General features: G+C 56.7%; 12 protein-coding genes and 1 tRNA gene. 4 read left to right on the top strand and 9 right to left on the bottom strand.

Translation table 11 applies throughout. From position 1 onward, the window contains the following. Positions 1-32: 32 nt before the first annotated feature. Positions 33-596, top strand: coding sequence for a CoA pyrophosphatase (locus P1S46_00065; protein MDF1534879.1), 564 nt, complete (start codon positions 33-35; stop codon positions 594-596). A gap of 18 nt (positions 597-614) precedes the next feature. Here P1S46_00065 and P1S46_00060 read toward each other — a convergent pair whose 3' ends face one another. The 5 genes from P1S46_00060 to P1S46_00040 all read right to left on the bottom strand — a co-directional run bounded on the left by P1S46_00060 (position 615) and on the right by P1S46_00040 (position 4,756). Continuing rightward, positions 615-2,048 carry a hypothetical protein gene (locus tag P1S46_00060; protein ID MDF1534878.1) on the bottom strand — a complete coding sequence of 478 codons (1,434 nt, stop codon included), beginning with the start codon at positions 2,046-2,048 and terminating at the stop codon, positions 615-617. 1 nt (position 2,049) lies between these two features. Beyond that, positions 2,050-2,559, bottom strand: coding sequence for a hypothetical protein (locus P1S46_00055; GenBank protein MDF1534877.1), 510 nt, complete (start codon positions 2,557-2,559; stop codon positions 2,050-2,052). 9 nt (positions 2,560-2,568) lie between these two features. After that, positions 2,569-2,799: a hypothetical protein gene (locus tag P1S46_00050; protein ID MDF1534876.1), complete on the bottom strand. Its 231-nt coding sequence runs from the start codon at positions 2,797-2,799 to the stop codon at positions 2,569-2,571. Further along, a complete protein-coding gene (locus P1S46_00045; protein ID MDF1534875.1) occupies positions 2,796-3,392 on the bottom strand; it encodes a carbonic anhydrase in 597 nt (198 codons plus the stop codon). Before P1S46_00045 ends, P1S46_00050 begins: the two co-directional genes overlap by 4 nt. A 110-nt stretch (positions 3,393-3,502) precedes the next feature. Beyond that, complete coding sequence (locus P1S46_00040; protein ID MDF1534874.1) at positions 3,503-4,756, bottom strand: hypothetical protein; 1,254 nt, start codon at positions 4,754-4,756, stop codon at positions 3,503-3,505. A gap of 363 nt (positions 4,757-5,119) precedes the next feature. On the opposite strand from P1S46_00040, the gene P1S46_00035 reads away from it, so the two are divergent. Further along, positions 5,120-6,727, top strand: a complete 1,608-nt coding sequence (locus P1S46_00035; GenBank protein ID MDF1534873.1) for an ATP-binding protein — start codon at positions 5,120-5,122, stop codon at positions 6,725-6,727. A gap of 126 nt (positions 6,728-6,853) precedes the next feature. On the opposite strand, the gene P1S46_00030 is transcribed toward P1S46_00035, so the two are convergent. From P1S46_00030 to P1S46_00015, 4 genes are all read right to left on the bottom strand, one after another. Beyond that, entirely contained in the window at positions 6,854-8,782 is a 1,929-nt protein-coding gene (locus P1S46_00030; protein ID MDF1534872.1) for a DUF2723 domain-containing protein, read from the bottom strand. A 286-nt stretch (positions 8,783-9,068) separates the two neighbouring features. Further along, positions 9,069-9,144: transfer RNA gene (locus P1S46_00025), tRNA-Ala, on the bottom strand. A gap of 117 nt (positions 9,145-9,261) precedes the next feature. Then, a complete protein-coding gene (locus tag P1S46_00020) occupies positions 9,262-9,765 on the bottom strand; it encodes a hypothetical protein (GenBank protein ID MDF1534871.1) in 504 nt (167 codons plus the stop codon). A 212-nt stretch (positions 9,766-9,977) separates the two neighbouring features. Next, positions 9,978-10,388 carry a threonyl-tRNA synthetase editing domain-containing protein gene (locus P1S46_00015; protein MDF1534870.1) on the bottom strand — a complete coding sequence of 137 codons (411 nt, stop codon included), beginning with the start codon at positions 10,386-10,388 and terminating at the stop codon, positions 9,978-9,980. A 297-nt stretch (positions 10,389-10,685) separates the two neighbouring features. On the opposite strand from P1S46_00015, the gene thrC reads away from it, so the two are divergent. Beyond that, positions 10,686-12,089, top strand: a complete 1,404-nt coding sequence (gene thrC, locus P1S46_00010; GenBank protein MDF1534869.1) for a threonine synthase — start codon at positions 10,686-10,688, stop codon at positions 12,087-12,089. A 121-nt stretch (positions 12,090-12,210) separates the two neighbouring features. Next, on the top strand, positions 12,211-12,933 hold the full coding sequence (locus P1S46_00005) for an alpha/beta fold hydrolase (GenBank protein ID MDF1534868.1): 723 nt from the start codon (positions 12,211-12,213) through the stop codon (positions 12,931-12,933). Positions 12,934-13,058 lie beyond the last annotated feature (125 nt).

The raw sequence follows: 13,058 nt of genomic DNA, 5'->3' as shown, positions 1-13,058 counted from the left end.
ACGGTCAGGCAGCCTCCCGGTACAATGTTCGGATGCTTGACGCTATCAAAAAGGCCCTCCGTACGGACCCTTTCCTCGACAAGCCCCTTCCCATCGGTCTGGCGGCCAATTCAGCGGTGCTGGTTCCCCTTTTCGAAAGACGCGGCGACACGGGAGTGCTGCTGATCCACAGATCAAGCGACGGGGGTCCGCACAGCGGGCAGATGGGTTTTCCGGGAGGAATGACAAACCCGGGAGATGGGGGGGACCTGCTTCGGACAGCACTCCGGGAGAGTGAGGAGGAACTTGGCTTCGATCCCGGAGAGGTCAGGATCATCGGTGAACTGAGCCTGAGGCCCACCGTCGTTTCGGGGCTTGTGGTCAAACCCTATGTCGGGATCATTCCCTGGCCCTGCACCCTTGTTCCCGACCCAAAGGAGGTCCAGGGAACCCACATCACGACGATCGGCCACCTGCAGAGGGAGGTCATGCCCGGACACAACCCCTTCAACCTGCCTCCGCCTGTCTACCCGGTGGATGATCAACCGGTCTGGGGTTTGACAGCGAGGATAATCGCCGAGTTCCTGGAAAGACTCAACTCGGCAATTCAAGATTGATGACCTCGCGAAAAGTCATCAACTTTCAGGTGGCGCCTCTTCAGCCGGGGGTTCTCCCCCCCCGGCCGGAGCCTCTTGGGCGGGAGCTGACCCTTCACCTTCCCCGGCGGGCTGGTCCTCCGCACCTTCAGCTGAAAGGGAGGCTGCTTCTTTTTCTTCTATGGCGGTCCGGGCATCCTGGACGTGGCGGTTCGTGGGGAACATCTCGATGAACTCCTCGAGAGACTCGATGGTGCCGGCCTCCTGGTAGGGAGCGTACTCGAGATCCTCGATAAGGTAACTGGCTTCCTCGACGTGGCTGTTCTCAGGATAGCTGGTGATGAACTCTTCGTACCCGTCGATAGTGTTCATCTCCTGGTAGACCACGAACTGGAGATAGTTCATCCTCTCGGCCGCTTCCCCTGAAAAGGAGCTTTCCGGATACCGGGCCAGGAATTCCGCGTAACCTGAAGCCGTGTTCTGCTCCTTGTAGGGAGCGTACTGCAGGTCGCCAAGCTTCGTTGCAGCCTCCTCCGCGGCGGGGTTGTCCGGATAAAGAGCCAGGAATTCAGTGTAACCGTCGATGCTGTCCTGCTCCTTGTAGGGAAGGAACTGGAGTTCCTCCATCCTCGCCTGAGCCTCGGCAACGCTGGGGTTTTCCGGATAGGCCGCAATGAACTCGGCGTACCCTTCAGCGGTATCCAGCTCCTTGTAGGGAGAATACTGCAGCTGGACCATCAGGACCTCTGCCTCCGCCACGTGGGGACTGCCGGGGTATTCGTTGATGAACGCCTGCATGGCCTCGGCCGTACCCTGGTCCTTGAACTGGTTGAAGACGGCCGCCCCCAGAAGCTCCTGGGCCTTGGGAACGTTGGGGTTATCAGGATACCTTGAGATGAACTCCTCGTAACCTTCCGTGGTGGCTGCCTCCTCGTAGGGTGTGAACTGGAGTTCATACATCCTTGTTGCAGCCTCTTCAACGTTGGGACTCTCCGGAAACTTCTCGATGAACTGGGCGTAAGCTTCCGCGGTATCCTTTTCCCGGTAGGGCGCGTAATCGAGGATGGAGGTCATCTGGCTCATGGCCCCGTCCACCTTGTCCTGCTGAGCTTTGAGCTCTTTGCGCTCGGCCAGAAGAACATCGTTCTTTTTCCTGATCTCGTCCATCTTTTCCTGGCTCTTGACACCCGACAGGGCTGAAACCTGTGTTTTCAACTCAGCCTTGTTCTTTTTAAGTTGGTCACTCAGGTCGGCGCTGGCCTTTTTGAGGAGTTCGTAGGCGCCGGTGATATCGCCGCCCTCCTGGAGCTGCTGGGCCTCCGCCACGGGGTCGGCTTTGACTATCCCCGGCATCCCCAGGGTGACCAGGACCGCTCCTGCCAGCACCCAGACTGCTATCCGTTTACCGATCATGCTCAGATCCTCCGTGTTTATTCTTCCCGCCGGCAGGGAGAGAACCTCCAGGGCCTCCATCTCATTCCCCGCCGGTCTGCTCGCTATCCTTCCGAGCCTCCTCAGCCGCGGGCCGGACCATGTCCAGTTTCCACAGGCTGATGATCTTACCTCCACTCAACAGGGTCCCGGTGACCGCGTACCGATTGTCACCGGTCCTGAAAAAAACCTCGAATCCGGTCAGGCTTCCATCCCCGGAAGTGTAACTGCTGACAAGCCTGTCGTCGAATGCCACCAAACGGCCCTTCAGGTCCCCGACCGCGTCGTTGGCCTGGAAAAAATCCAGGGCCAGCTCGTCCTCAGCAGGGGTCAGCTCATAGGACGTCTGGAACTTCACGGGGTTCGACCGGGACACGAAACCCATCTCGCCAAGATTGACGATCTTCCCCTCCTCGTGGGTGATCTGGATACGCCCCTGTACGGGCACGCGATCCAGCGGATCTCCCGACATGCTGTGGCCAGCCAGGATCCAGCTGCCCGGTTCTGTGATGAAGGGGTGCTCCTTGCGAAAAAGCTTCTTCAGATCACTCACGATCCGCTTTTACTCTTTGTCTTTACGGGCAGCCATCCGGTCCTGAACCCCGCCGATGTAAACGAGGACCCAGACGCAGATCACGGCCAGCGCTCCTAAAGAGAGCGATTCCCACATTGGCACCTTCTGGTTCGTCTCCCCGCCCCAGTAGATGATGGCACCATATACGGCGATACCGATAAAGACGGACGCCGCAAGGTTCTGCAGGAACTGCAGGGACCCTCTCTTCAGACGGCTCACAGCACCCGACCTTTCTCAGGCAGGACAGTGACTTCCCCCGTCTCGAGGGAATAGATCGCCCCCGCCAGGATGAGATCCCCGTTGCGGACCGCATCGGAGATAACCGGTGACCGTTCCATCAGTTTTCTCATGGTTTGCCGGGTGTTGGCCTTGACTGCCTCGGAAAAGGCATCCTCGTGATTTTCCGATTCCTCGAGGACAGACCTTACCGCCAGTTCGATCTCCTTTACGAGTTCGCCCAGGACGCCCTCGGCGCCGCCCTCCATGGCCGCCTTGACGGCACCGCACCCCTCGTGCCCGAGCACGAGAAGGAGAGGCACCTTCAGCTGGGCAACAGCATATTCAAGGCTGCCGATGACGCTTGGACCCGGCACCTTGCCGGCAACCCTCACCACGAAGATCTCTCCGATCTTCTTGTCGAGCACGTGATGGGGGGGGACACGGGCATCCGAACAGCTGAGGACCGCCGCTATGGGGCTTTGAGTCTGGACCATTTCCCCGAGGTTCACCGGGTCGCCCAGGGCTCTGTTTTTCCCCGTCACGAACCGCCGGTTCCCCGCGAGAACTTTTTCGAGCACTTCCGGGCCTTTCATAAATACCTTCTTTGAAGGAGTTTTTCCAATTCAGTTCAATTTCGTATTAAACCAGCAAGTGCGTTATCCCGTCAAGGGTGATGGTCAGCCCGAAATCCGCATTCGGTTTATTACGGCCGCTGACCGGGGCGTTGAAAACGGTAAAGGCCCCGCTCTGTTCCCACCCAGACTTCCCGCCTTTCAGGGACCGGCGCAACGGCCAGAGTGTCTCCCTTAAGTCCGTCGTCCATCCCGTAACTCTCGAAAACAGGCTTTTCCCTGCGCACGATGTACTCCCCGATATTGAGGTAGCGCCTCAGATCGATAATGGGATCGGTGAGGTCGGCCCCTCTCCTGGTACCGCCCGCCGGAACGGTGTCAAGACCAGGCCCGCTCCCGCCGGTGTGGGCCACCCAAAGGGCAGTTCCGTCCCGGACCAGGTCGCTGACGTTTGCGGTGCTGTACCCCACCTGGAACCAGCGGTATTCGAAGGGCCGCGTGTCCCTTGTCCCCGAAAGGCTCCCGCCCCACTGGGCCTGTGGATAGTTGGTGGGCCAGGGCCTGCCGGCGGCTTTCCCGGAGACCCCTCCCCATAACAGCCCTCTGTCGGTGCCGGCCCAGATAACATTCTCGTCGACAACGATGGACCGGACTGCCCGGTCATCGTAGAAGTGCACAACAGCCACCGAACCGCCGCCCACCACGGCCAGGCGGGATTTGTTGTTGGCGAAGACCACCCGGTCGGGCCCCACGGCGACAGCGGTGACGGGGGGGGTGAAAAGGTCCGCCATCCTGGACCCACGGACAAGGTCGTAACCCAGGCCCAGATAGACCTCCGCCTCATCCTCTGCCATGTTTTCCCCGGACAGCGAATCCAGCCATTTTTCCTCCGGACTGTACATGATCCACGTGCCCTCCCTCAGGACCGCAAACCCGTCCCGGGTGCCCACCCACAGGGAGGTCCCGGGAAAGTCGTCGTCCTTGCCGTCAACGGCCAGGGAGAGCACACCGTCACCGGGGAGTCCGGAGTATTTGCGGCTGACCACCTCCCACTGACCGTCTGAAAGGATGTGCAGCCCCTCCCCGTCGGTCCCCACGAAGAGACTGTTTTCCTGAAAAGCGAGACACGTCACCTTGCCTGGATCCTTCAGGCCGGGGATCTCCAGGCGCTCCCACCCTTTGCCCTCCGCCTTGAGGAAGACGCCGTCGGGGTTGGCGGCCGCCACCTGGCCGTCTCCGGCGGCGAGGGCGGCGATGGGACCCGGAAGGTCAGGTTGCTGCCCGGACATGCTGTAGCTCGGGGGAATGGGAGTGGCGCACCCGGCAGCCAGCAGCAGGGATATGGATAAAAGGGGAAGCATTCTGAAATACGTTGAAAATGACATGGGACCCTCCGGTAATCAGCAAGGTATACGGTCTAACAAAAGTACCATCGGTCCCTTTACAAGTCCAGTGTCCCTGGTGTGAAAAAGCAGGTAAAAGGGAGGAGGGAGGAGGGAGAAAGTATTCGTGGGTCTTCCGGTTAATGCGCACCTGGTTGTTGCCACTCCAGATCCGCAAACCGGAATTGTTGATGGCCATAGGCCATTTTTCATTACTTTCCGGCATACGACACCCGGGAACCTTTCAGGGAGTCTCCGACAGGTTCCCGGGTTTGGGTCTTTACAGACAAGGAACCGGGAACGATAATCGCTAAAGGCCGTCGCACCCGAACCCGGCCTCCGAACCGAAAGGCGCAGAGTAAGGTCATGACATTGAACAGAGCAGATGAATACTGCTACCACATCAACCTGTCCCTGCTTAAAGGCAGCCCGGTCCCATGCTATCTTGCCGACACGGAGGGAAAGCTCACCTTCATTAACCCGGCAATGGAATCCCTCATCGGATATTCGCTGGAAGAGTGCATGGGGCAGCCCGCGTCCACACTCTGGTCCGATGCGGCACCCGGCATCGGCACGATCGACCCGGGCAGCTGGCAGGGAACCGTCCATGTTCGATCCGGCAAAGGAGAGGAACTCCTCGGCCAGGTGACCACAACCACCTTCCACGACCCTGGAGGCGGTTCAGATATCGTCCTGGGGACGATCGCCGACCTGTCCCCCTACCAGTCAGCCCTTGACACCCTGCGCTCCCGCAACGACCGGCTCGGAGCCCTTGCCAGCATCGCCGCCCGCATCAGCGTTTACGGGGACACGCGCCAGCTGGCCCGGGAAGCCATGCAGGCCGTAGCCGACCTCCTGCCCGTAAAAAACGCCTTTCTGATCCTCCTCGACTCCGTCACCGGACAGCTTGCCCTTCTCGAGGGCTACAATATTCCCTACCAGGAGATGGACCGCTATCACATTGAGACGTCCTGGGAAGATTGCCTGGAGGGGAGAGTGGTCCGTGAGAAAGGGGCGATCCTCATCGAGGACGTATCCGCTGATCCACAGGCCGTCCATTACGAGGTCGGGTCCAGGTCCCTGGGGCTCATCCCCCTTCTGTCCCGCGACAGGGCTATCGGAGTCCTTTCAGTCACCACTCAAGCGCCTCACTCTCTTAACCAGGAGGACATGGAGTTCCTCGTCACCCTGGGATCCCAGCTGGGGATAGCCCTTGAAAACACCAGGCTCATCGGAGCGCTCAGGGACAGCAACGTCCGCCTCCAGCAGCAGAACCAGGACCTCGAGGAGCTCCTGTCGGTCATCTCCCACGACCTGCGCAGCCCTCTGGCCACCATTGGCGGATACGCGTCACTGCTCATGAAGAAGGCAGAGAAGCTGAGTGTCGAGGAGAAGATCAATTTCGCCGAGATTATTTTCCGGAAAACGAAGGAGACATCCCGGAGGTTCGACGACCTGCTGGACGTTTTCAGGGTCTCCCTCGGGCAGGAGAAGGATGAGGCCGTCGAGGTGAACCCGGAACAGGTCATCGGGCAGGCTCTCGTGGAGGCCGGCTTTGTGGAGGGGACCTCCCCGGTCCGGGTCGACCTTCCCCAGGGTGTCCCCCACTTCATCGGGTACCCCGGGCATCTTATGCTTATCTTTACCAACCTGTTTTCCAACGCCCTCAAGTTCATGGGAAACCAGGCCGAACCCCGCGTTACCGTGGATTACGAGCCTACTGAAAGCTCCGGCCGGATGGTTCACCGGTTTATCGTGGCGGACAACGGAATGGGGATCCCATCCGACTACCTCCCCAATATCTTCCGTCCCTTTACGCGGGGCCCATCCGTCGAAGATATCCCCGGTACCGGGGTGGGCCTGGCTTCCGTCAACCGGATCGTCCGCAGCCACCAGGGAACCGTCGAGATCAAGAGTACCGCGGGAGAGGGGACTTCGGTAACCTTTACGCTGCCATGGAAGGTGGCAGGCTGATTCCAAAGGGCCATGTCATTTTTGATCTGGTCCGCGGCAGGTGGTTTGCGGTTAACAGATCTTTCGCCAGCCGCCAAGGTAAAAGTTGAATCCCGTCCTTATTTCGAAAATGATAACCGGTGATTATCAGTTTTCATTGTCAACCGAGTGCAGAATTTCGACCTTGTATATTGGTGGCTCGGTCTGCGGAAAGCCCATACCAGGAAGATATGGACTTAATCGATAAGTATTAAATACTTCCATCTTTTCGTCTAAAAGGAACACATTAAGACCTCCCTTTTGAGTCACCAGTTTTCTGCCCCCTATTTCGACCGTTATCCCTTCCCCGATGGTTGTTGAGAAGCTGTTAACGGAAAAGTCCCTGCTAAACCGGAATCCCTCCAGTTCCGAACCACTTGCGAAATGGATCTGGAACGGTGTTTCGATATCCTTTCGCTCCAGGATCATCAAACCGTCAGCATATAGACCCAGATACCTCCCTTTCCCCTGAAGGAGTCCGGTATTCAACCCCCTGAAGAGGGATTGACTTTCAGTCGGGATCGTCTCAGCAAACTCCGTAGAGGTGATGACGGCAAGCTGACGGTCAGTAAGGCTTTGAAGAAGTTCGGACAGTGATATCCAGCTGTTTTTAACCAGTGACCCTGTGTGGGTGCCGTTTTTCAGGAAACCGGCCCACAGGTCCAGATCCCTGGCCGTCGAATAGAAAGGTTCCTTGTCATGCCGGCTAACATTCCTGAGGATCGTGCAATCCTCTCCATTGCTCCATCTGGAGAACTTGAAATACTGTGCGCCCAAATAACCATGATAGAAGAAGGAGCCACGTTGTGACAGTAAGATACGGGCCTGATCGGGTAAATGATCAAAGATCCAGGTGAGCTCTGCCTGAAGAGGATTATCCTTTACCTTGACATCAGTATAGTTATGGACCGCCAGGGTTGTGGAAAGTATCACCAGAAATGACAGGTATAAATTTTTCACACTACGGCTGGGGATATCGTTAATGAGGTTACCCAAAAATAAAGTAAATATGAGAAAGGACGGCAAAAAGTATACCTGGTAATCGTAAATATCGTAAAAGATCGTAACTAAAGTCATCCCCGCGAAGGCCAACAGAAGGAAACGTTCCACCGGTTTCCTTTCATGACCGGCACGCCTCCGGAGGCTGAGGCCCAATGAAAAAATACCTGGGAGTACCAAATAGCCAAATTCAAGAAATATCTGGACAATGAAGCGGGCAGGCCCCTTTAGCAACAGCGCTGTTCCGACGTAAGGTAGCGTTTTTTGATAAAATTGCGCCCCCGAAATATAAAGAAGAAACCGGCTGAAAGAGGGATTTTGCCCTATGAACTCGGAATAGGCCATGGGGCTGTTGGCAATGTTCCAGATGTACAGGTACTGGGACATTCCCAGGAGAATGGAAAATACGGCGACAAAAAGAAAATTCCGACTGAAAAAGACGCGCTTATCGGTTGAACATATCAGATACAGCAGGGCAGGGAGAAGACCGATCATGGAAAGATGATTCCCAAAGCTGACAGCGTACAACAGCAAGCCACCGTAAAGGTAACAGGCCCGCCTGGTTCTTTCATATCTGATGAACAGCCAGCATACGACGGCAATAAAAAAGGTGTTGAGCGTATAAATTTCCGCCTCGGTAGCCTGGGTCCAGAAGGTGAAGGAAAAAGCCAGGATCAGGGGTACTGTCAGGGAAGCGACAATGCTGGATGTGAGGTTCCGAATTATACAGTAGACCAGGAGAATGGTCAGAAGCCCGAAAAGTACGGACAGGAGAGCGACCCTTTCCGGATGCGGGGAAAAGGTGAAGGTATTTCCCGCCGCTCTTGAAAGCATGAGATACAGTGGAAACCCCGGCGAATGTGGCAGCCCGTCCACAAGAGTGAGGAACTGGAATTTGACCGAATCGCCGAAATTTATCCTGCCTCCGATACCCGGATAAAGGGTGTTTAAATAGAGGCCTCCGCACACCAGGAAAATGACGAGCGGGATCAGCCTGCTTATCAAAGTTTCAATATGGGGGTGTGAGATACGGGTCATTTTTTCCTGACTTCATCGTGCCTTTCCCTGAAATACAGAGTAACCGGCCTGGGCGTGAGTATATTACATGTGCGGCCGGGAAAGCGAGGGAGGGAAAAGAGGAAATCGGGACCCGAAGATTGTGCCCGTCTTCATTAACGCCTGGAGCGTAACTACGCTGCGGCAAAAAATAAAAAAGACCAGACTTATGGATTTCGTCCGTCTTCGCTAACGCCTGTCGGACCAGCTTCGCCGTGACACTTTAAAATGATAAACGACGCCCAGAGGCGTCGTTTTCATTTTAAAGTGGTGGAGCTGATCGGGATCGAACCGACGACCTCTTGACTGCCAGTCAAGCGCTCTCCCAGCTGAGCTACAGCCCCACATTTTTAGAGAACGTTTTTTATACTCCCGATGCCTTGCGGTGTCAACCTGCGAACATGCCTCTGTCAGTGGCCATTTTCGGGGATAGCAGATCATCCCCGGCTTGAGGAACCTTCCTATTTCGCCACTTCTTTGCCGCCAGCAGTTTTGGCTGCGGATTTTTTCGCCGGGGTTTTTCTGGCCGCGGGCTTCCTGGCCGGAGCCTTTTTGGCAGACGGCTTTTTGGGCGCCGGTTTTTTGGCGGCTGTTTTTTTGGAGGCTGCCTTTTTGGCCGCGCTTTTTTCAGCCTTCTGGGTCAGTTCGTTTTCCAGCTGGGCGATCTCCCGGTCGATGGACTTGATCTGGCGGAGGAGCTCTCCTGTCCCGGCGACGGTAAGGGCCGGATCCTTTTCCACCAGGTCCCAGTATCGCTCTCCGAGCATCTTGACGACCTTGCCCCTCTTGAACTTCAGCGTTTCGATGTCGACGCGGGTCTTTGCGGTCATCGACACCTTGGAAGCTTCTTCAGCCCCGAGGGAGGCATACTCAACCACCTTGCCCCAGACATCCCTGAAAAAATTTTCCACGTCCTCGTTGATGCCCTTCCGCGTTTCCTTTTCGCTCTTCTTTTTCTCTGTCATTTCGATCCTCCAATGGGGAGATGGATTGTGCGGTTACCCGGAAAGAGTAGCAACGGGCGTGGTAGGGGTCAAGGGGGAGGGAAGTGAACAGTATACGGTTCGCGGTTCACAGTGAACCGTTGCGGCGGAAAAGTGAGAAGGAATATTGGAAATTGGAAAGTGTTCTGAGTCTGTGACTGGGACTGCCTTCCCCGTGCTCCGCACTGCCTCTTTCAGAACTCCTTGTACACCTTCGCCAGGGATTCCCCCCCGATGTGCAGCTTCATCTCGCAGAAGTACCCGAAGGGGGTCAGGTGCGCCTCGTAGCCGGCGCTCTCGAGCCGTTCGGCGGCCCGCACCAGGATGTCCCGTGCGTATTCAGGGTCGGCCCGGCTTTCCGAAAGGTGGGAGAAGAAATGAAGGACCACCTTCTTCGTCTGGAACTTCCCGCACAGCCACTTGGCGTTCTTGAGCAGCTTGTCCAGGACCTTCTTTCCCTTTCCGGGGTCGTCCTCCTCGGCCTGGACGAGGGCCACGACGCACCCGGTGATCTCCCTTTCCTCCTGCACATCGGGAGCGGAAGGGAGGGACTTGGCGTGGGTCGAGTAGTAGAAGGATGGCATGTAGAAAAGCAGCAGTTTCATGGTCAGCTACCTTTATCAGCCGAAGTCATTCAGCAGACTGAGCGACTGAGGGACTGAGGGACTGAGGGACTGAGGGAGAAGATCAAACCAACAACACCCTGTCAACTTGTAATTGCACCCTGTGAATAGATATCTTGATGTTTTTTCGTCAAGTCGCTCCGTCGCTTCGTCGGCAAGTCAAACGGTTTTTTTGGTACGACGTAGAAACTAGCACGGAATATAGAAACTACTTTCTTTCCTTGATACAATTATAAATTATCGACCATCGGTCAAACAGACATCACGGGGAAAAAGAATATGCCATCTAAAAAAACAACTCCATCGAGCTGTATATCCAAACCGAACTACCGCGGCGACCTCGCCTATACCTGCATCAGCTGCGCCGGGCAGTACCCCATCGAGGAGTTTCACTACACCTGCCCTGCCTGCGGAGCCCTGCTCAAGCTGGTAGACCGGACCTTCGACACTCTTCGCAAGACTCCCGGTTCCCGGTGGCGGGAGATCTTCGACGGCCGGCGCCGTTCCAACGAACCGGCCCTGTCGGGGATCTTCCTCTTCCACGAACTCATCATGCCCTTCGTCCCCCCCGAGGATGTCATCTACCTGGGGGAGGGCCACACGGCAATGGTCAAGGCCAACGATGATCTCACCAGGTGGCTGGGCTCTCCCTTCTACGTCAAGAATGACGGGCTGAACCCTTCGGCAAGCTTCAAGGACCGGGGCATGGCCAGCGCCATCAGCTACCTGAATCACGTTATCAAGAAGAGGGATCTCGACCAGGTTCTGGGGATCTGCGCCAGCACAGGGGACACCTCGGCCGCCGCGGCCCTTTACCTTTCCTACCTGCCCAAGGGAAAGGTGAAGTCGGTGGTGCTCCTGCCCAAGGGCAAGGTTACCCCGCAGCAGCTGTCACAGCCCCTCGGTTCCGGCGCTACGGTCATTGAGCTTCCAGGCGTGTTCGACGACTGCATGCGTATCGTGGAAGAGCTGACGGAAAAGTACGACGTATTCCTGTTAAACAGCAAGAACCCGGTACGCATCAACGGTCAGAAGAGCTACTCATACGAGGTAGCCCAGCAGCTCGACTGGAAAGTTTCGGATCTCGTTATCGTGGTCCCCATCGGCAACGCCGGCAACATCACCGCCGTGATGGAGGGGTTTCTGGACCTGCACAGGCTCGGTATCGTGGACCAGCTTCCCACTATCATCGGCGTCCAAAGCCACCATGCCGACCCGGTCTACCGCTGGAACGTGACCGGTAAATACGCTCCGGTGTCAGTCACCCCGAGTGTCGCCCAGGCTGCCATGATCGGCGACCCGGTCTCCTTCCCCAAGGTCAGGCAGCTGGTGGAAGAGCACTTCGATAACCGCTTTTACACCGTCAGGGTCACAGAGCGGGAGATCATGGAGGGGATGCTCACCGCCAACCGCCACGGACATGTCGTCTGTACCCAGGGTGGAGAGTCCATCGCCGGTCTCAAGAAGGCGGTAAACCAGGGGCTGGTCAGGGAAGGAGACACCTTTGTCGTGGATTCCACCTCCCACCAGCTCAAGTTCTCCGAATTCCAGCGGATGTACTTCGAAGACGCGTTCCCGCCGGAGTACGGCGTCAACACCCTGGATGAGCTCAGGAACGCCCCGGTTTCCCTGGAAGGCAAGGCCGTCGAGGTGGCGGAGTATTTGAAGCTTAAAAAGAGATAGAAGGTAGAATGTGGAAGGTGGAAGGTGGAATGAAGGTCTTACGGTGATCCCCCTTTCCCCTTTCCCCTTTCCACTTTAACCTTTCCACTGCAGCAGAAAAACCGTTTTCCCTGCCATGCAAATGAGCGCTATCAGCTTCCGCAGACTTATCGTTCTCCTCATCATTTTGCTTGTCCTCACGAGTTCCAGGAGAGTATGGGCAGGGGAAACGGTTTTTCTGCTGCATGGCATCGCCAACATCCCCTTGTCCATGAAGTTCCTGGAGTCCCGTCTCAAGGGCGCCGGTTACACTGTCTACAACCTCGGGTATCCGAGTACCCGCGTCTCCATCGAGGATGCGGCCCGGGAGGTCCGGCAAAAGGTGGACGCTCTGGCAGGTCAGGACACGGTGCATTTCGTTGCCCACAGCATGGGAAACCTGGTGGCGCGCAAGGCCCTCGAGGGGGGGCTGCCACACCTGGGGAAGATGGTCATGATCGCCCCGCCCAGCCGGGGATCCTTCGCGGCCCAGCGCCTCCATGACCTGGACATCTATCGGTGGGTCTTCGGTCCCGCCGGCCAGGAATTGCCTGCCCAGAACATCCAGTTTTTCGAAAAACTGCCCTTACCGCCGTGCCCCTTCGGCATCATCGCGGGAGGGCTGGGTACAGAGGGCGGCTACAACCCCCTCATCCCCGGCGACGACGATGGCACCGTTTCGGTTGAAGAGACGAAACTGTCCGGAGCATCGGACATGGTCGTCATCAGGAGCACCCACACCCTTATCCTGTTCGATGAAGAGACGGCAGATCAGGTGATAAGCTTTTTGAAAACAGGACGATTTCAAAAACCGAAAAGTGAATGAAGAAGGATGAAGGAAGAATAAGAACTTGAAACAGAAACATTGATGACTTCGCAAAAAGTCCATCAACGCGCCCCGCGCGGGGCGCCCAAATCAATGACTCGCTCCGTAAGTCATTGATTTGTAAG

It is taken from the genome of bacterium, from assembly GCA_029210545.1.
GTDB lineage: Bacteria > BMS3Abin14 > BMS3Abin14 > BMS3Abin14 > BMS3Abin14 > JARGFV01.
This window is presented reverse-complemented; position numbering and strand designations above follow the sequence as displayed.